The 17,237-nt window shown below is 60.2% G+C and carries 15 protein-coding genes; 2 read left to right on the forward strand and 13 right to left on the reverse strand.

Going from position 1 to position 17,237, the window contains the following annotated elements; translation table 11 throughout:
• Positions 1-50: 50 nt before the first annotated feature.
• Positions 51-1,871, reverse strand: a complete 1,821-nt coding sequence (gene msbA, locus BFQ03_RS08970) for a lipid A export permease/ATP-binding protein MsbA (RefSeq protein WP_032862102.1) — start codon at positions 1,869-1,871, stop codon at positions 51-53.
• A 124-nt stretch (positions 1,872-1,995) separates the two neighbouring features.
• Here msbA and BFQ03_RS08975 point away from each other — a divergent pair, with 124 nt between their 5' ends.
• Positions 1,996-2,652: a phosphotransferase gene (locus BFQ03_RS08975; protein WP_065942893.1), complete on the forward strand. Its 657-nt coding sequence runs from the start codon at positions 1,996-1,998 to the stop codon at positions 2,650-2,652.
• Positions 2,653-2,654: 2 nt separating this feature from the next.
• Here the strand turns inward: BFQ03_RS08975 and BFQ03_RS08980 are convergent, their stop codons facing one another.
• The 4 genes from BFQ03_RS08980 to BFQ03_RS08995 all read right to left on the reverse strand — a co-directional run bounded on the left by BFQ03_RS08980 (position 2,655) and on the right by BFQ03_RS08995 (position 7,433).
• Positions 2,655-4,061: a hypothetical protein gene (locus BFQ03_RS08980; RefSeq protein ID WP_239695234.1), complete on the reverse strand. Its 1,407-nt coding sequence runs from the start codon at positions 4,059-4,061 to the stop codon at positions 2,655-2,657.
• 227 nt (positions 4,062-4,288) lie between these two features.
• Positions 4,289-5,194, reverse strand: coding sequence for a glycosyltransferase family 2 protein (locus BFQ03_RS08985; protein WP_065942895.1), 906 nt, complete (start codon positions 5,192-5,194; stop codon positions 4,289-4,291).
• Complete coding sequence (locus BFQ03_RS08990; protein ID WP_065942896.1) at positions 5,187-6,941, reverse strand: carbamoyltransferase family protein; 1,755 nt, start codon at positions 6,939-6,941, stop codon at positions 5,187-5,189. Before BFQ03_RS08990 ends, BFQ03_RS08985 begins: the two co-directional genes overlap by 8 nt.
• A gap of 150 nt (positions 6,942-7,091) precedes the next feature.
• On the reverse strand, positions 7,092-7,433 hold the full coding sequence (locus BFQ03_RS08995) for a YceK/YidQ family lipoprotein (protein WP_032862107.1): 342 nt from the start codon (positions 7,431-7,433) through the stop codon (positions 7,092-7,094).
• A gap of 164 nt (positions 7,434-7,597) precedes the next feature.
• Between BFQ03_RS08995 and BFQ03_RS09000 the strand changes: the two genes are divergently transcribed.
• Positions 7,598-9,691: a TonB-dependent receptor family protein gene (locus BFQ03_RS09000; RefSeq protein WP_065942897.1), complete on the forward strand. Its 2,094-nt coding sequence runs from the start codon at positions 7,598-7,600 to the stop codon at positions 9,689-9,691.
• Between the two features lie 134 nt (positions 9,692-9,825).
• Here the strand turns inward: BFQ03_RS09000 and BFQ03_RS29690 are convergent, their stop codons facing one another.
• The 8 genes from BFQ03_RS29690 to waaF form a co-directional block, all read right to left on the reverse strand.
• Entirely contained in the window at positions 9,826-10,140 is a 315-nt protein-coding gene (locus BFQ03_RS29690; RefSeq protein WP_139115664.1) for a hypothetical protein, read from the reverse strand.
• 126 nt (positions 10,141-10,266) lie between these two features.
• Positions 10,267-11,715, reverse strand: coding sequence for a lipopolysaccharide kinase InaA family protein (locus tag BFQ03_RS09005; protein WP_032862108.1), 1,449 nt, complete (start codon positions 11,713-11,715; stop codon positions 10,267-10,269).
• Complete coding sequence (locus BFQ03_RS09010) at positions 11,715-12,467, reverse strand: lipopolysaccharide kinase InaA family protein (protein WP_032862110.1); 753 nt, start codon at positions 12,465-12,467, stop codon at positions 11,715-11,717. The genes BFQ03_RS09005 and BFQ03_RS09010 overlap by 1 nt, the downstream gene beginning before the upstream one ends.
• The gene (locus BFQ03_RS09015) at positions 12,464-13,198 is read right to left on the reverse strand and encodes a lipopolysaccharide kinase InaA family protein (protein ID WP_065942898.1); all 735 of its coding nucleotides are present in this window, start codon (positions 13,196-13,198) and stop codon (positions 12,464-12,466) included. The genes BFQ03_RS09010 and BFQ03_RS09015 overlap by 4 nt, the downstream gene beginning before the upstream one ends.
• The gene (gene rfaP, locus BFQ03_RS09020; RefSeq protein WP_032862113.1) at positions 13,198-14,004 is read right to left on the reverse strand and encodes a lipopolysaccharide core heptose(I) kinase RfaP; all 807 of its coding nucleotides are present in this window, start codon (positions 14,002-14,004) and stop codon (positions 13,198-13,200) included. The genes BFQ03_RS09015 and rfaP overlap by 1 nt, the downstream gene beginning before the upstream one ends.
• Entirely contained in the window at positions 14,004-15,125 is a 1,122-nt protein-coding gene (locus tag BFQ03_RS09025) for a glycosyltransferase family 4 protein (protein WP_065942899.1), read from the reverse strand. The genes rfaP and BFQ03_RS09025 overlap by 1 nt, the downstream gene beginning before the upstream one ends.
• Positions 15,125-16,186: a lipopolysaccharide heptosyltransferase I gene (gene waaC, locus BFQ03_RS09030; protein ID WP_032862116.1), complete on the reverse strand. Its 1,062-nt coding sequence runs from the start codon at positions 16,184-16,186 to the stop codon at positions 15,125-15,127. Before waaC ends, BFQ03_RS09025 begins: the two co-directional genes overlap by 1 nt.
• A 1-nt stretch (position 16,187) precedes the next feature.
• Positions 16,188-17,222 carry a lipopolysaccharide heptosyltransferase II gene (gene waaF, locus BFQ03_RS09035; protein ID WP_032862117.1) on the reverse strand — a complete coding sequence of 345 codons (1,035 nt, stop codon included), beginning with the start codon at positions 17,220-17,222 and terminating at the stop codon, positions 16,188-16,190.
• Between the last annotated feature and the right edge of the window lie 15 nt (positions 17,223-17,237).

The following is a 17,237-nucleotide window of genomic DNA, read 5'->3' on the forward strand; positions in this document are numbered from 1 at the left end:
TCGACCGCTTCAATCCTGGCGGTCGATTCCAGCCCGGCGCCAATGACGCCTCAATAGGCATCCGTCACGTGGGAGGGCGCCACCGGGTCGCCTTCTTCAAACTCCTTGGCGTGCAGGCGGGCGTAGTAGCCATTCTTCGCCAGCAACTCGACATGAGTGCCGCGCTCGACAATCTGGCCATCGTCCATCACCAGGATCAGGTCGGCTTTCTCGATGGTGCTCAAGCGGTGGGCAATCACCAGGGTCGTGCGGTTCTTCACCACATGGTCCAGGGCGGCCTGGATGTGGCGCTCGGACTCGGTATCCAGGGCCGAGGTCGCCTCATCGAGAATCAGCAGCGGTGCATCCTTGAGCAAGGCCCGGGCAATTGCGATGCGCTGGCGCTGGCCGCCGGACAGCAGCACGCCGTTCTCGCCCACCATAGTTTCGTAGCCCTGGGGCATCTTCACGATGAACTCATCGGCATACGCTTCGCGAGCGGCATGGTGCACGGCGTCGGTTGGCGCGCCGGCCAGATCACCATAGGCGATGTTGTTGGTCACGGTGTCGTTGAACAAGGTGACCTGCTGGGTCACCAGGGCAATTTGCCGGCGCAGGTTGCGCAGAGTGAAATCCTGCACGCGCACGCCATCAAGCAGAATCTGCCCCTGCTCATGCTGATAGAAGCGTGGGATCAAGCCCGCCAGGGTCGACTTGCCGCTGCCCGAACGCCCCACCAACGCGACCATTTGCCCAGGTTCGACGATAAAGCTGATGTCGTTGAGCACCTTCTTGTCGCTTTCCGGGTATTGGAAGCTGAGGTTGCGCACTTCAATGCGCCCAGCCAGACGTTCATGCTCAATCACGCCCTGGTCGACTTCTACCGGCTCATCCAATTGCTCGAAAATACTCTCGGCACCCGCCACGCCCTTCTGGATGGTGGAGCTGACTTCGGAAAGCTGGCGAATCGGCTTGGGCAACAAGCCGGCCATGGTGATATAGGCCACCAAGTCACCCGGCGAGGCATCGCCACGCAAATACAGGACCAGGAACATGACCACGGCCATCGCGCTGTAGGTCACCAACTGCAGCATCGGCGTGTACACCGCGCCGGTCTTGGTCATCGCCAGTTGTTTCTCGGTATTGCTCAGGCTCGCCTGTTCGAAGCGCACCTTTTCATACTGCTCGCCGCCAAAGCTGCGGACCACGCGGTAACCGTGGATCGTCTCGGAGGCCACATGGGTCACGTCGCCCATGGACACCTGGATCTTCTTGCTTTGCTTGCGGAATTTACGGCTGGTGCTGTTCACCATCATGCCGATCACCGGCAGGATCGCCAGCATCACCAGGGTCAGCTTCCAGTTCATCCACACCAGGGTGCAAAACAGGAAAATCACGGTCATGCCTTCACGGATAACCACCTTGATCGCATCGGTGGCAGCCCCGGTGACCATGGTGACGTTGAAGGTAATGCGGGAAATCAGGTGGCCGGAGTTGTTCTTGTCAAAGAAGCGGTTCGGCAGCTCCAACAGCTTGTTGAACAGCACCACGCGCAAGTCGTGGACCAGCCCCAGGGAAACCCGGGCCAGGAAGAAGTTGCCGAGGAAAGAACCCACGCCCTGCCAGGCTGCGATCAGCACGATCATCAGCGGCACGGTTTCCAGCAACTGCAACTTGCCAAGATAAGGGTTACCGGGGAACAGGCTGGCCTCGGGGTTCGCCAGGCCATCGACGAAATACTTGAGGATGTAAGCGAGCATCGGCTGGGTCGATGCGAAGATCAGGAACCCGACGATACTCAGGATGAACAGACCCACATAAGGCCGTACGTAAGTCAGGAGGCGAAAGTAAATCGCCAGCGTCGACTGGGTTTTCGGTTCAGGACTGCTCATGGGAATCCGCGCAAATCAGTAAGGCGCGGATCATATCACAGGCCTCTTCGCCCCAAAAAACACGAGCAGGGGCCAGCCTTGCACCAAGTCGGTTAAGATAACCGGCTATTGATGGGAGTCAGGCATGCAAGTAATCGATCACAACACCTACGAGGCATTGCGCGCCGGCGCGCAGGTGCTGGAAGCCGATGGTTCTGGCGACAAGGTGCTCCGGTTGACCGATGGTTGCATACTCAAACTGTTCCGGCGCAAGCGTCTGCTCAGTTCGGCGCTGTTCTACCCCTATGCACAACGCTTCGCCAACAACACCCGCGCGCTACAGCAACGGGACATCCCCTGCCCGCGCATCATTGCGGTGTATCGCATCCCCAGCATTGTGCGGGATGCGGTGTACTACAGCCCGCTGGCCGGGGAAACCATCCGCCAACTGAAACTCGCCAAGCAAGACGCCGACGCCCTGCGTGGGCGCCTCGGCTGTTTCATCGCGCAATTGCATGAGAAAGGCGTGTACTTTCGCTCGCTGCACTTTGGCAACGTGGTCCTGACACCGGAAAACACCCTGGGGCTGATCGACATTGCCGACCTGAGCTGCCAGAGCGTCCCGCTGAGCCAGAGCAAGCGGCTGCGCAACTTCAGCCATCTGCGGCGCTATCCCGAGGATCGGCAATGGCTGCTGGGGGATGATGCCGGGCAAGCCTTCTTCGATGGCTATCGCCAAGGCTTGCCGGCAGGTAGCCAGCAGGCGCCGTTGATTGAGCGCCTGCAGCAATTACTGGGCTGACTTTACTGGGTGATGACCAGTACCGTGGCGCCTCGGCGATTGGCGAAGCGCTCGACAATGCGCAGGTTGCGCTCGGCCAGCCAGCTGGTGAGCCAGGGTTCGTTACCGCGGGCCTCGATCAGGAAGTAGCGGAATTTATCTGCATGGGCCGGCGACATGGCCGCTTCCCGGGTCAATTGCTTGAGCAGATAACCACGCCCGGCGTAATAGCCGATCCGGCCGTCATCGAAATAGGCCGGGACGTCCGGCTCGACATTCGCCGCCATCCAACGCCCAGCGTCGACGTACTGGACCTTGCCCGGCCCGGTGGACACCACGTTGGATAGCATCACCAGCAGGCACACCGCCACCAAGACCTTACCGAGGCGCGGGAACTGCCGGGCAAACATCTGCAGCGCTATCGCCAACGCCGGCACAAACAGCAGGTTCAAGAAGCTCATGTAGCGCACATTCATGAACTGCTGCTGGATAAAGAACAGCAGCAACACCAGCAGGTACAACGCCGCCGCCCAGGCAAAAGGCCGATATTCATGCCAATAGCGCTTTATTGCCTGCCAATTGCTACCCCGTAAAAACGGCACGGCAAAGGGTCCGCAAATATTCACAAAGCTGATGGCCATGGCCGCCAGAATGCCAAAAAAGATGATGCGCCCCGTTTCATCCTGGGAGTACTTGTTGATCAGCGAGTTGGCAAACTGCTCGCGCAGCAAATCGAATGACGCCAGCACACTGCTTGGGTTGATCAGGTCCAAATAGTAGGCAACACGGGCCGATGTAAAGCCGCCCGTCACCGAGATCAGCACCATCCCCGCCACAACCGCAAGCAGCGGCAGCGCGACAAACTGCAAGAGCGCCAGGCGCCGCTCGCGCACCCACAGGCCAGGCAACTGCCACAAACCCAACGCAGGCAACAGCAACAACGCTTCCAGCCGGAAAGCTGCCGCCGCGACAATCGCCAGATGGATGGTTATTGCCCGCAGCCACCCGCCTCGGGCCTGCCAACGCATGGCCAGCCAGAGCGTCAGGATGCAGAAGAACCAGAAGCCGAACTCACGCAGGATCTCGCCACGAAACATATTGAATGCTGGCATCGCCAGCACCACCAGGCAAGCCCATGGCGCCACCTGTACCGAGCGCTGGCGCACGCAGTCAACCAGCAGCGCACAGGTGCCCGCGGCAAACAGCGAGCACCACAAGTAAGCGCTCAGTTCTATGGGCAGGCCTGAAACCGAATGGGTACCCGCCAGGAGCAGGGAGAACCAGGGCCAGTTGAAGACGGCAAAGGCGACTTTCGGGCCGTGGACTTGAACATCCTGGGCAATGGTCAGGTAGAAAGCAGCATCACGCCCGACAGTCGCCGCGCCCAGCACGGCGATCAGGGAGAGCAGCAGGCTCCCAAAAAATGCCACTCGAACGGGATGTTCGACGACCACATTCAAAGCCCGAGCCCACACCTTGCTACCTATACCAACCACACCCCCCCCTTAAAACCTGGCGTCACATCGCGTGCACAAGATTTGGAAAACATCCATTTCAGAAAACCATCACGCCGCCAAAAACCAAGCGCCCGGTCGTTGCAATCAACTCAGGCGCTGTATTGGTGATTCACGGCGTAGCCTAACAGGCTATAAAACTCTTACTTGAACAACAGCTGAAGCGCCTTGCGGGTGTACGACCAACGTGTCAGCGCGCGCCAGTCGGTACGCACCGCCTGGCAGTAAAACTGCCGGGCCAGCGTGTATTCACCAGCGCTCAGGCAATTGCGAAACAGAGACAGGCAGCGCTGCGCGAGAAACGCACTGCGCAGGCCTTGCAACGCCTTGGGCATACGCACTGGCGAGAAGACCTCGTCAACCAGACTTACGCCTACCGCGACGCTGTGCTGGATGTCATGCCGCAAGCTGTCAGAATGTTTGTATATCAGCGCCAGGGGCTGATCAATGACACTGCAGGAAAAGCGCGCCAGAGCCTGGGCAAATATCGGAATATCTTCAGCATTACGCAAATGCTCTGGGTAACGACCTACGCTAAAGATGTCTCTGTGCATCACGCATGCGCCATTGGAGAAAGCCAGAGTCTTGTCCAGTAAGTAACCACGTACCCGCAGATAAGCACTGGCAGGAAGCGACTTGACGGTATGCAATCGACGCTTGCCATCCCCGAATACCGACCAGTGGCCACCGACGATTAAGCGGCTGTCCGGATGTGTCGCAATATGTTGCGCCACTGCTGCCAGTGCCCCAGATGCCATTTCATCATCGGCATCCAGAAACATCAGGTAGTCACCCACACACTCTTCAATCCCTAAGTTACGGGCCGAAGCCGCCCCGCCATTGGGTTTGCGTAGAGTGCGGAAACGCCCGGGGTGCTTGGCCAACAAAGCCTCCAGCACTTGCGGCGTCTCATCGGTAGAGCCGTCATCAATCACCAACAACTGCGCATCGGCTTCGTCGAGTTGTGCCAGCACCGATTCAACCGCGCGCCCCAGAGTGCGCGCATAGTTGTAGGCGGGGATGACGACGCCAATCAGTGCTTCAGTCAATGACTTGCCCTTCCACACCGTCTTTGACGACCAGGATGTCTTCCATGATCAGGTACTGCAGGTCAGAGCCGAAGAACATGTTCAGTGCGTCGGTCGGCGAGCAGATCATCGCTTCGCCACGGCGATTGAGCGAGGTGTTCAGGGACACGCCGTTACCGGTCAGCACTTCCAGCTCTTTCATCATGTCGTAGTAGCGCGGGTTGTATTCGCGCTTGAGCACCTGGGCGCGGGAGGTGCCATCTTCATGGACCACTTCCGGCACGCGGGTTTTCCATTCCTCCGCCACTTCAAAGGTGAAGGTCATGAACGGGGCCGGGTGATCGACCTTGATCATCTGCGGGGCCACGGTGTCGAGCATCGACGGGCAGAAAGGCCTCCAGCGCTCGCGGAACTTGATCTGGTGGTTGATCCGGTCAGCCACGCCCACGGCGCTCGGGCAACCGATGATCGAACGACCGCCCAAGGCACGTGGACCGAACTCCATGCGGCCCTGGAACCAGGCCACCGGGTTGCCGTCGACCATGATCTGGGCGATGCGCTTTGGCATGTCGTCGATCTGGCGCCACTTCGGCTTGCTCGGGTGCTTGGCGCACGCGGCAATCACTTCTTCGTTGCTGTAGGACGGGCCGAGATAGACGTGCTCCATCTTCTCTACCGGTACACCACGGGCATGGGACACATAGGCCGCCGCGCCCACGGCGGTGCCGGCATCGCCGGACGCCGGCTGCACGAACAGCTCCTTGACGTCGTCGCGGGCAATGATCTTCTGGTTCAACTTGACGTTCAGCGCACAGCCGCCGGCGAAGGCCAGCTTGCCGGTTTCCTTGAGGATATCGCCCAGGTAATGGTCGATCATCTGCAAGGCCAGTTTCTCGAACAGGGCCTGCATGCTCGCCGCGTAGTGGATGTACGGTTCGTCGGCGATGTCGCCTTCGCGCTTGGGACCCAGCCATTCGATCAGTTTTGGCGAGAAGTAGAACCCCTTGCCCTTCTCTTTATAGCGGCGCAGGCCGATGACGTTGGCGTAGTCGGTATTGATCACCAACTCGCCGTTTTCAAAGGAGGCCAGGCGCGAGAAGTCGTACTTGCTGGCATCGCCATACGGCGCCATGCCCATGACCTTGAACTCGCCATCAAGCATCTCGAAACCGAGGAACTCGGTGATCGCGCCGTACAGGCCGCCGAGGGAGTCCGGATCGTAGAACTCCTTGATCTTGTGGATCTTGCCGTTCTCGCCGTAGCCGAAGAAGGTAGTGGCGTACTCACCCTTACCGTCGATCCCGAGGATCGCGGTCTTCTCCTGGAAACCCGAGCAGTGATAGGCGCTGGAAGCGTGGGCCAGGTGGTGCTCAACCGGCTCGATCTTGATCTTCTTCGGATCGAAGCCCAGTTGCTCCAGGCACCAGACAATCTTGTTGCGATAGCGCTTGTAGCGGCGGTTACCCATCAGGATCGCGTCAAGGGCGCGGTCCGGGGCGTACCAGTACCGCTTGGCATAGTGCCAGCGGGCCTCGCCGAACAAGCTGATCGGGGCGAACGGGATCGCTACCACATCAACGTCGGAAGGCTTGATACCGGCCTGCTCCAGGCAGAATTTCGCCGATTCGTAGGGCATGCGGTTCTTTGCATGTTTATCGCGTACGAAGCGCTCTTCTTCGGCAGCCGCGATCAGCTTGCCGTCGATATACAGGGCTGCGGAAGGATCATGGCTAAGGGCGCCGGACAGGCCAAGAATCGTCAATGCCACTGGGGTCTAGCCTCTTTTAGTCTGCAAGCAGGCGCTTGCGCCTGAAAAATGTGTGCCCCTCGCCTCGGCGAGAAAAGCTAAAGGGCGGGATTATAGCTTAAAAGAGGCAAAACGCCTCTAGCTGCAAATGGCAGGGAGAAACAAGAGGTGTTATCGGAAAATCTCGATACTGCCATCGCGACTCTGCCGGTAGACGGTGTAGGGCAGTACCAAAGTATCGAGAACGCCTGACAGGGCGAAATCAACGGCAATCCACGGCAGCGGGCCGATCTGCTGGTCGTCCAGGCTTTTCTTGCTGTTGGGTTCGCCATTCAGGGAGCAGAAGTCGTACACCACGCCGCTGTAGATACGGGGCACGCTCTCGCAATGGCTGCGCAGGTCCTTGAGTTTCTGGCTGGCCACCGCGTCTTCGCGAAACACCGTATCGATGGTGCCACAGGCCGTGGTCGAAAGGACAATGGCGGCAAGCAGCAGAATGTTTGTAGGATTCACGGGCAACCCTCCTTTGGCATGAGGCGGGCAGCCTAACCCAAGACTGCGTAAGACGAATATGCCGAAATTGTGCGGGAATATTCTTCGGAAAAGCCTCACAGAATCGTTAAACTCGCGCCCTTTTTTCCGCGCCCGCGCTGCGCGTCATGGAAGTTGGTTCGCTCATGAAAGTCGTTGTCCCCACCTGTTTTGCGATGTTGCTCCCCGGCCTGCTGGGCCTGCAGCAACCCGCCCAGGCAGAAGATGCCCCGCTGATCCTCGACCCCAGCGTGGTGACAGGCTCGCGCAGCGTCAGTCGCAGTTTCGACCTGCCCTACTCGGTGGACAGCATCAGCCGTGAACAGATCAGCGATGGCCAACTGGGCATCAACGCTTCGGAGGCCCTGGCCCGCGTGCCGGGGCTGGTGGTGCAGAACCGCCAGAACTATGCCCAGGACCTGCAGATTTCGTCCCGGGGCTTTGGCGCGCGCTCGGCGTTTGGCGTGCGCGGGATCAAGCTGATTGCCGATGGCATCCCCGCCAGCACCCCGGATGGCCAGGGCCAGGCGGCCACGTTCAACCTTGACACTGCCGAGCGCATAGAAGTGCTGCGCGGTCCAGCCGCCACCTTGTATGGCAGCAACGCCGGCGGGGTGATCCAGATGTTCTCGCGCAACGGCGAGGGCCCGCCACGCATCGGTGCCGAAACCCTGTTCGGCAGCGACGGCCTGAACAAGAACCACCTCAGCGCCGAAGGCGCGGTGGACGGTGCCGGGTTTGTCCTCGACGCCTCGCGCATGGACACCGACGGCTACCGCGACCACAGCAGCGCCCGTCGCGACCAGACCTTCGCCAAGCTTAATGTCGAGCCCGATGACGACAGCAAGCTGGCCCTGATCTACAGCAGCCTGGAGCAGAACGGCACCCAGGATCCACTGGGGCAAAAGTGGGCTGACTATAAGGCCGACCCGCGTTCGGTCACCAGCAACGCGTTGACGTATAACACGCGCAAGAGCATTGACCATCAGCAGTTGGGGATGAATTACGAGCGGTACATTGGCGATGCGACGTTGCAGGTGAATGCCTATACCGGGCGGCGGAGTGTGATTCAGTATTTGTCGATTCCCAAGGGCGTCCCAAGCAACGAACGCGGTGGCGGCGTGGTGCAATTCGACCGCAAGTTCTACGGCGCCGGCGTACGCTGGATGCAGCCCATCGCCAGCGTGCCGGGTGAACTGATGATCATCACCGGCCTGGACTTCGACCAGAGCGAAGACAGCCGCCACGGCTACAAGAACTACAACGGCAACACCCTGGGCGTGAAAGGCGAATTGCGCCGCAATGAAATCGACACCGCCCGCAGCCTCGACCCATATATCCAGGCCAACTGGGCCATTGACCGCTGGACCCTGCAAGCCGGGCTGCGCCACAGCACCATGGAACTGGACGTCGATGACCAATTCCTGAGCAATGGTGACGCCAGCGGCAGCAAGACCTATCAGAAAAACACGCCCTCGATGAGCGTGATGTACGCCTTCACCCCTGATCTGCATGGCTACGTCAGCGCCGGCAAGGGATTCGAAACCCCGACCCAGGCCGAACTGGCTTATGCGCCCGGCGATGTAGAGGGTTTCAACTTTGGCCTGAAACCGGCTGAAAGCACTCAGTATGAAGTAGGTCTAAAGGCACAAATCAACAACAGCACACGGGTCAATGCTGCGGTGTTCCAAATCACAACCGATGATGAGCTGGTAGTCACTGCCTCAAAGGATGGCCGCACCAGTTACCAAAACGCCGGCCGCACCCTGCGCCGCGGCTTTGAACTGGGCATCGAAAGTCAACTGAGCGAGCAGTGGAGCGCCAACCTCGCCTACACCCGCCTGCAAGCCACCTACGACAGTGACTTCAGCAACAACGGCAAATCCATCGACAAAGGCAACTACCTGCCCGGCGTCCCGCAGACCCTGCTGTTTGCCGAGCTGAACTGGAAACCACGGGATTGGCTCAGCACCGCTGTCGAAGGCATGTACCGCAGCAAGATCTATGTCGAGGACACCAACCAGGAGCGTGCTGCGCCGGGCTACAGCGTCTTCAACTGGCGTGCACGGTTTGAGCAGAAGGTGGAGCACTGGACCTTTCATCAGACTTTGCGCCTGGATAACTTGCTGGATCGCCAATACGTGGGGTCGGTGATCGTAGGCGACAGCAACCAGCGCTATTACGAGGCCGCGCCAGGCCGATCCTGGTATGCCGGTGCAGGAGCCCAATACAGCTTCTGAACAATACAAAACCGATGGGCAACTTGCGCTGCCCAATCGGCTCCCATGTTAATCACAGACATTACCTACAAACCATCAGCAAAATAACTACATAGCAAACAACAAAACGAAAGCCCCATGCGACTTTCAAGCAATCACCTGCTGCCGTTTGATTGCACCCAATCACCATTCGGTCCAGCCACTATTTCAAAATCTATAGGCTCCCGATACGGATCACCGAGATTTGCATATCCACCGCTTCCCTTACCATCAGAGGCCGTTGGCTGCCACTCCTGGGTTTCAGCACTGAAATACTCGGCATCATCGCCAGCAGTAGGGTCCAGCGGATTACGAGAACCCGACTGCACGTTATCTATTGGCCGAACAGGGTTCACGGGATCTATTGGTTTGTTTTTATTAGCAAGATCATTATAAAAAGAAAATGAGGGGGAACCAGTAATTGATGTCATTTGCACACTCCCAAGATTAAGTCACCGGACACTTGATGAAATTATCCAGACAGACAAACCCACCAAGTACCGGCACAACTTATTAACCCCGAGAAATAAAGTCCAGAGTGCAACTTAGTCAAAACATTAATCAGGCGCGATCCCCTTGGGCAAACGCTGATCAATTACCCGGTAAAGCGCGCTACTCTCAGGCCAATTGCGCATAAACCGCGCGCGATCCTTGGCAAACGCCGGGGCGAAACTGCCTAGGGATCCATGCTGGCACATCGAGTCCAGGTCAATCATCACCCAGCGCCCCTCCTGCCAGAACAGATTGCGTCCCTTGAAATCACCATGACTGATCCGCTCACGAATCAGTTCGCCAAACAAGCGCTCCAGGGCCAGCAGTTCAGGCTCGGGCACCTCGCCGTTTTCCACGTACGGCGCCAGATGCTCAATCAGGTCCGGCCCGGTCAAGTGTTCCGTCACCAGGTAAGCCCGGCTGCGCAGCCAGAAAAACCGCCGCTCCAGGAGTGCCAGCGGCTTGGGTGTGGCGATTCCCAGGAACGCCAGGCGGTTGCCTTCGCACCAGGCGTGCCAGGCGCGGCTTGGTCGCCAGAAGCGCTTGAGCCAGTGGGCAAAGCCCTTGATATTGTAACGCTTGATCACCAGCGGACGGCCCGCGACATCCACCCCGGCCACCGTGGCCGAGGCGCCGGCCTTGTACATTTGGCCCTGGTCGATAAACGCATCGACCTGCGCCAGTACCGGCAGCAGGGTCGCTTCTTCTTCACGACGAATCGCCCGCAGCCCAAAGGCCCCGCGCACGACACTGAACAAGGTACATTCGCGGCCAACCTTGCCCAGGAAGTCTTTCAGGCGCCAGGCCCGGACTTTGCGCACCTGCTTTTGCAGGGCTTCAAGGGGCAAGGCGTGCTCGCCATTGCTTAACAGGTAATGCACCAGCAATTCTTCGGTAAACGGCTCAAGGTTGCTCGGCAACTGGGCAAAAAACACCCCGAGGTTTTCCAGTACCCGGTTGCGTGACAGGGGGTTCCCCGCCTGTTCGACGCAGATCCCGCCACCATCGATCAAATACAGTTTTTCGCCCTGGCGCATCAGGTTGTCCAGGTGCAGGTCTTCCTGCCACAGTCCCTTGGCGTGCATCTGTGCAATCGCGCCCAGCGCTTCGGCCAACACAGCCTGCTGCTCATCCGCCAGAGGCGGCATGGTTTCAACAGCCGCCCAGGCCTCAGCCAGGCTTTGTGCGCCTTCGAGAAATTCGAACAGCAGCCAGCCGCCCTCACCGTCTTGCAGACCGTCAGCCAGCAACAGCGGCGTGCTCAGGCCTTGTTCGGCCAGCAGGCGCACACCCTGGAGTTCACGCTGGAAATGCCGGGCCGCGCTGCCACCCACCAGCAACTTGGCCAGCACCGGCCGGCCGCGCCAGATAGCCGCGCCCACATAACGCTGGCCCGGCAACACCCGCAGCAGGCTCAGCAGTTGCAATTGCCCAGGCCCCGCCGCATCCGCCAACTCAATACTCAAGGGCAGCGCAGGGGTGCGCCCGGCGTTTTTGAGTTCAGACAGGCGCATCAACGGGCCTCCTTGTGACTGCGTCGACCCGCCAGGAGCTGCGCCCAGTTATCGACCAACGAGCTATCCAGAGGCTGATCGAGGTAGGCCGCCAGAAACTGTCGTACTTGCTCTTGCGACCACGCCCCGGCGCGGCGCAGCAGCGGCTCAAGGTCCTTGACCCGATCGCGCCGGCCCAGCAACAGCGGCCGGGTTTTTTCCAGGTCGATCAACTGCGCCGCGTAACCGTCGCCGGTGGCCTGCAGGAAGATATGCTTGGGGTAAAAACAGCCATGCACCTGGCCGACACCATGAAGCTTGCGCGCCAATTGGCCGCAGGCCACGAGGATTGCGCGGTGCTGGGCGTCGCTCAGGGTCGGCCACTGTTCCAGCAGTGAATCCAGGTCATTCCAGCCATCCAGCGCGCGGGTCAGCAACAAGGCGCGGTATTCGCCGGCGACTTTGCGCTCCCCATAAAAGGCCGCCTGCAAGGCCGGGATCGCCTTCTGCCGATAGCGGCTAATGTTGCGAAACTCACGGGCAAAGGTCGGCTCGCCCAACGGCCGATGCAGGGTGCGCGTCAGGTAGTTGCTCTGGCGCTTGAGGTAAAAGCCACGGCCTTCCAGCTCCAGGCGAAACACGCTGCTCCAGCCGCCGCGACTGGTGTTGGGCTCATCCACCGCATCCAGTTGCCTGGCCCACAGGGCATCGAAATCAGCCAGGCCATGCCGTTCCAGCAAGGCCCGGTCTTCAGTTGCCAGGAAGTCGTTCATTCGCGTCCCTCGAAAAACTTCAGCACATGGCGAATCCGTTGCTTGTCCGACACGTTCAAGTGCTTGCGCCGACAATATTGCATGTAGAAACGCAGGCGTTGGGTGGCCGACAGATGGTATTTGGCGACCTTGTCCAGGCACGCCAGGTCCTTGGTGATCCGGTACTTGAGCCAGAACCCGCGCCAGAAGTCGCCGTTGGGGCAGTCGATCAGGTACAGGGTCTGCTGGTCGTCGATCAGCAGGTTGCGCCACTTCAAATCGTTGTGGGTAAACCGCTGGTCGTGCAGGGTCCGGGTGTATTCGGCGAGCTGGCGGCTGACCTTGTCGACCCACACCGGGTCGGACAGTTGCGGATCCTTGCGCTCGGCCAAGGCTGCCAGGTCTTCGGTCCTGGGCAACTCGCGGGTGATCATCGCCCCACGGTCATAGGCCAGGCCCTTACGCTCCAGGCCCCAGGCCACGACTTCGGCGGTGGGAATGCCCCACTTGGCGAAGCGCTTGAGGTTCTGCCACTCGGACTTGACCCGTGGCTTGCCCAGGTAACGGCGCAAGCCTTTGCCGGCGCCGGTGTAGCGCTTGACGTAATAGTTGACCCCGCCGCGCTCTACACGAATCACTTCGGACAACGGGTCGCGGGTCAGCCGCTCGCCTTGCAGGGCAAACACTGCGTCGAGGCTACCAAAATCGTCCACAAGCTCCGAGTAAGCAGGTTCCAGGTTCCAACCCGCCATCAGAGCGCGCCTCCGTACCGGACTTTGCGGTCATAGAGCTTGCTGGCCTTGCGCTCCAGCCACTGCAGCAACGCGCCTTCTTCGGCCAGGATCTGGCGCAGGGGTTGCTGGAAGTAGTCTTTGAGGAAGCGCAACTTGTCGCGGCGGGTCAGGCCGATATCCAGGATCGAGAAATACAGGGCCGCCAGGTCCTTGTTGCGCCAGCGCTGGCTGATGCGCGGCCGCACCTGGGCACGGTGCAGGTCGATCACCGAGAGTTTGAAGTCATCGGCCGTCACCGGTTTGTCGGTGTGCAGCAGGAAATGGCAGATGTAGCAGTCGCGATGGTTGACGCCCGCGCGGTGCATCATCCCGGTCATGCGCGCTACTTCGGCAATCAGCGCGCGCTTGAGACGCGGCTCTGGCGGTTGCTTGAGCCAGTCCATGCTCAAGTCTTCCAGGCTGATGGTCGGCGCCAGCTCTTCGGTGACAATAAAGGAATGCTGGTCGGCCGGGTTGGCGCCGCGTTCGCCGTAGGCCACGGCGGTCATGGTCGGTACGCCAACTTCGTGCAAGCGCTGGATTGCCTGCCACTCCTGCCCGGCGCCCAGCACCGGCAATTTGGCGGTGAACAGGTTCTTGAAGATTTCACCCCAGCCGATGCCACGGTGGATTTTCACAAAGTAGCCGCGCCCATCCACCTCGGTACGCAAGGTGCGACGGGCTTCCAGTTCACGGTAAACCTCGCCGTCCAACAGCTCGACTTCGGCGAACGCATCGCGTCCGGCCCAAAGGCTTTTGAACGGTTCGGCAAGAATCAACTTCATCAGTGTTGCTCCGCCAGAATTACATCCGCAGCGTGCTGCGGCATGCTATAGAGGTCGGCCGTCTCGGCGAAGGCCAGACCATTGCGGCTCCAGGCCGCACGTTGCTGCTGATCACCGAGCATCCCGGCCAGGTAGTGGTTGAGCTGGGCCTGTTCGAACGGCTCGTCCAGCACGCGCCCGCAATCAGCCTCGCTGATGTAATGGGCATACCCGCACACTGCCGTGACCAACACCGGCAACCCGGCCACCACTGCTTCGAGCAGCACAGTCCCGGTATTTTCGTTGTACGCCGGGTGAATCAACAGGTCGGCGCCCAGCAGAAAACGCGGGATATCACTGCGCCCCTTGAGGAACTGCACATTGTCGCCCAGGCCAAGGGTAGCACTCTGCAATTGGAATACTTTGGGGTCGTCCTGGCCAATTACAAACAGGCGGGTGCGTTTTTTCAGATCCGCGGGCAGTGCGGCCAGCGCCTTGAGGCTGCGGTCCACGCCCTTGGTCTTGAAGCCCGAACCGATCTGCACCAGCAGCAAATCGTCGTCCGCGAGGTTGAATTCGGCGCGAAACCCCGCACGAATCTCGGCCGCATTCGGCGGCGCCCGACGATCCTGGGCAATGCCCGGCGGCAACAGGTGGAAGCGCTCAAGCGGCGTGTCGTAATGCTTGATAAACAACGGCTGCTGGACCTCGGAGATCATCAGGACTTCAGTCTTGGCGTCCTTGGCAAACACCGCGCGCTCGTACTCGGAAAAGTGCCGGTAGCGACCAAAACTGCGGTACAGCGAGTGGCGCAGGTTTTGCGCCTTGTCTTCAAAACAGCCATCTGCCGCGTAGTACACATCCAGGCCTGGCATTTTGTTGAAGCCGATCAAGCGGTCCACCGGGCGCTTGGCCAGGTCAGCCTGCATCCAGGCGGTCAGCTTCTCGTTGCGGCGGTGGTTGAAGAACGCCTTGACCGGCGCCACCAGCACTTCAAAACCTGGCGGGATGTCGCCTTCCCAAATCAGGGTATAGACACGGATCTGGTGGCCGCGCTGCTGGCACTCAAGGGCGATGCGCATGAAGTCGCGCTGCAAGCCACCAAAGGGGAAATATTTGTACAGAACAAATGCCAGTTGCATCAGTGCAGCTCCTCAGCCAATAACAACGTGCTCAGTCGGCTGGCCACACGCTCAGGGTTCAGGCGAGTAAAGCACAGTGGCCACTCGCGCTTGAGATCAAACCGACGCTGGTCTTCAGCGGTCGGTTGGTAGGTACATTTTTTTTGCAGGCACGGCGCGCAGGGGAAATCGCTGCCCAAGTGGATCTGCGCCTTGCCATAGGCACCGGTCAGGCCCGGGTTGGTTGGGCCGAACAGGGAAATCGTCGGTACATCCAGTGCAGCCGCCAGATGCCCCAGGCCGGTATCCACGGCGACACAGGCCCGGGCGCCAGCCAGGACGCGCGCCACACCGGCCAGATTCAATTTAGGCAACACTTCGGCGTTGGCCAGGCCTTGGGCCAGGCGCTCGGCACGGGCTTTTTCGGCGGCATTGCCCCACGGCAACTTCACATCCACGCCCAGGCTGCCCATGCGCTCGGCCAGGTCGCGCCAGTAGGCTTCGGGCCAATGCTTGGTGTCCCAGGTGGTGCCATGAAGCAGCAGCACGAATGGTTTTTTCGGCGGCAGGCCCAGCAGTTTTTCGGTGCTCAAGCCGTAATCCCCCAGCCCCTTGGGCAGGTCATAACCCAGGGCCACGGCGAACAACTGGCGTAAGCGCTCAACCGCATGCTGGCCACGGGCAACCGCCAGGCGACGGGAATAGAAACGTGCGGCGATTGGCTCGCGGGCCGACTGCTTGTCGAAGCCGGCCACCGGTGCCCGCACATAGCGGGTCAGCCAGGCGCTTTTGAGCAAGCCCTGGGCGTCGATCACCAGGTCATATTTGGTGGACTGGATCTGCTTCTTGAAGCGCCGCCACTCGCCGCTCTTGAAGGTCTGCCAGAGGTTCTTGCGCCAGCGGCGAATCGCCACCGGGATCACCTTGTCCACCGCCGGATGCCAGGTGGGGATTTCGGCGAAGCCTTCTTCCACCACCCAGTCGAAACGAATCCCCGGAATCGCCCGGGCCGCGTCGGTCAATGCCGGCAAGGCGTGAATCACATCGCCCAGGGATGAGGTCTTGATTACCAGTACCCGCAACTCAGTGAACCTCGACCACGTTGCCCTGCAACCGCTGCAAGGCTTCAGTCACCGGCTCTGGCAGCAATTGGCGCAGGCAATTGTAGTGACCGAAACGGCAGGTACGGTCAAAGCAGGGACTGCAATCGAGGCCCAGGCGCACCACTTCGACCTTGTCGGCCAACGGCGGCGTAAAGCCTGGCGAAGTGGAGCCATACACTGCCACCAGCGGGCGGTTCAGCGCAGCAGCCACGTGCATCAGGCCGGAGTCGTTGGACACCACCGAATCGGCACAGGACAGCAGGTCAATGGCCTCGGCCAGCGAGGTATCGCCACTGAGGTTGACCGCTTCTTCGCGCAGGCCGGGGATCAGGCGCTGGCGGATGTCTTCACCCACCGAATGATCGTTTTTCGAGCCAAACAGCCAGACTTGCCAGCCTTCGCGGATTTTCAGCTCGGCAACCTTGGCGTAATGCTCCGACGGCCAACGCTTGGATTCGCCAAACTCGGCACCAGGGCACAGCGCCAGCACCGGCCGGTCCAGGGTCAAGCCGAACTTGGCCAGGGCCGCATCGCGGGTAACCGGGTCGATTTGCAGGCTCGGCCGTGGATACGGCGTCGGCAACTCGGCATCGGGCGCGTAGGCCAGGGCCATGAAGCGCTCGATCATCAGCGGGTAGCGGGCCTTGTCGAGCTTGCGCACATCATTGAGCAAGCCATAGCGGAACTCGCCACGCCAGCCAGTGCGCTTGGGGATACCGGCGAAGAACGGCACCAGCGCCGACTTCATCGAGTTGGGCAGCAGGATCGCCTGGTCGTACTGGCCGGCCAGGGACTTGCCGATACGCCGCCGGGTCGCCAGCTCCAGCGCGCCATGGCCGAGCGGGAAGCTCAAGGCCTGGCGCACCTCGGGCATGCGCTCCAGGATCGGCCGGCTCCACTCGGGGGCGAGCACGTCGATTTGGCAGTCGGGATGACGCTGTTTCAGGCACTGGAACAGTGTCTGCGCCATCACCATGTCACCGACCCAACTGGGCCCAACGATCAGAATATTCATGTAGTTTCCACAAAC

It is taken from the genome of Pseudomonas sp. 25 R 14 (assembly GCF_900004755.1).
In the GTDB taxonomy this organism is placed as follows: domain Bacteria; phylum Pseudomonadota; class Gammaproteobacteria; order Pseudomonadales; family Pseudomonadaceae; genus Aquipseudomonas; species Aquipseudomonas brenneri.

Excerpts from the sequence above, each read along its gene's own strand:
- msbA (WP_032862102.1), bottom strand. The coding sequence starts at position 1,871 with ATGAGCAGTCCTGAACCGAAAACCCAGTCGACGCTGGCGATTTACTTT.
- BFQ03_RS09000 (WP_065942897.1), top strand. The coding sequence starts at position 7,598 with ATGAAAGTCGTTGTCCCCACCTGTTTTGCGATGTTGCTCCCCGGCCTG.
- waaF (WP_032862117.1), bottom strand. The coding sequence starts at position 17,222 with ATGAATATTCTGATCGTTGGGCCCAGTTGGGTCGGTGACATGGTGATG.
- BFQ03_RS08975 (WP_065942893.1), top strand. The coding sequence starts at position 1,996 with ATGCAAGTAATCGATCACAACACCTACGAGGCATTGCGCGCCGGCGCG.
- BFQ03_RS09010 (WP_032862110.1), bottom strand. The coding sequence starts at position 12,467 with ATGAACGACTTCCTGGCAACTGAAGACCGGGCCTTGCTGGAACGGCAT.
- BFQ03_RS09005 (WP_032862108.1), bottom strand. The coding sequence starts at position 11,715 with ATGCGCCTGTCTGAACTCAAAAACGCCGGGCGCACCCCTGCGCTGCCC.
- BFQ03_RS09015 (WP_065942898.1), bottom strand. The coding sequence starts at position 13,198 with ATGGCGGGTTGGAACCTGGAACCTGCTTACTCGGAGCTTGTGGACGAT.
- rfaP (WP_032862113.1), bottom strand. The coding sequence starts at position 14,004 with ATGAAGTTGATTCTTGCCGAACCGTTCAAAAGCCTTTGGGCCGGACGC.
- BFQ03_RS29690 (WP_139115664.1), bottom strand. The coding sequence starts at position 10,140 with ATGACATCAATTACTGGTTCCCCCTCATTTTCTTTTTATAATGATCTT.
- BFQ03_RS09025 (WP_065942899.1), bottom strand. The coding sequence starts at position 15,125 with ATGCAACTGGCATTTGTTCTGTACAAATATTTCCCCTTTGGTGGCTTG.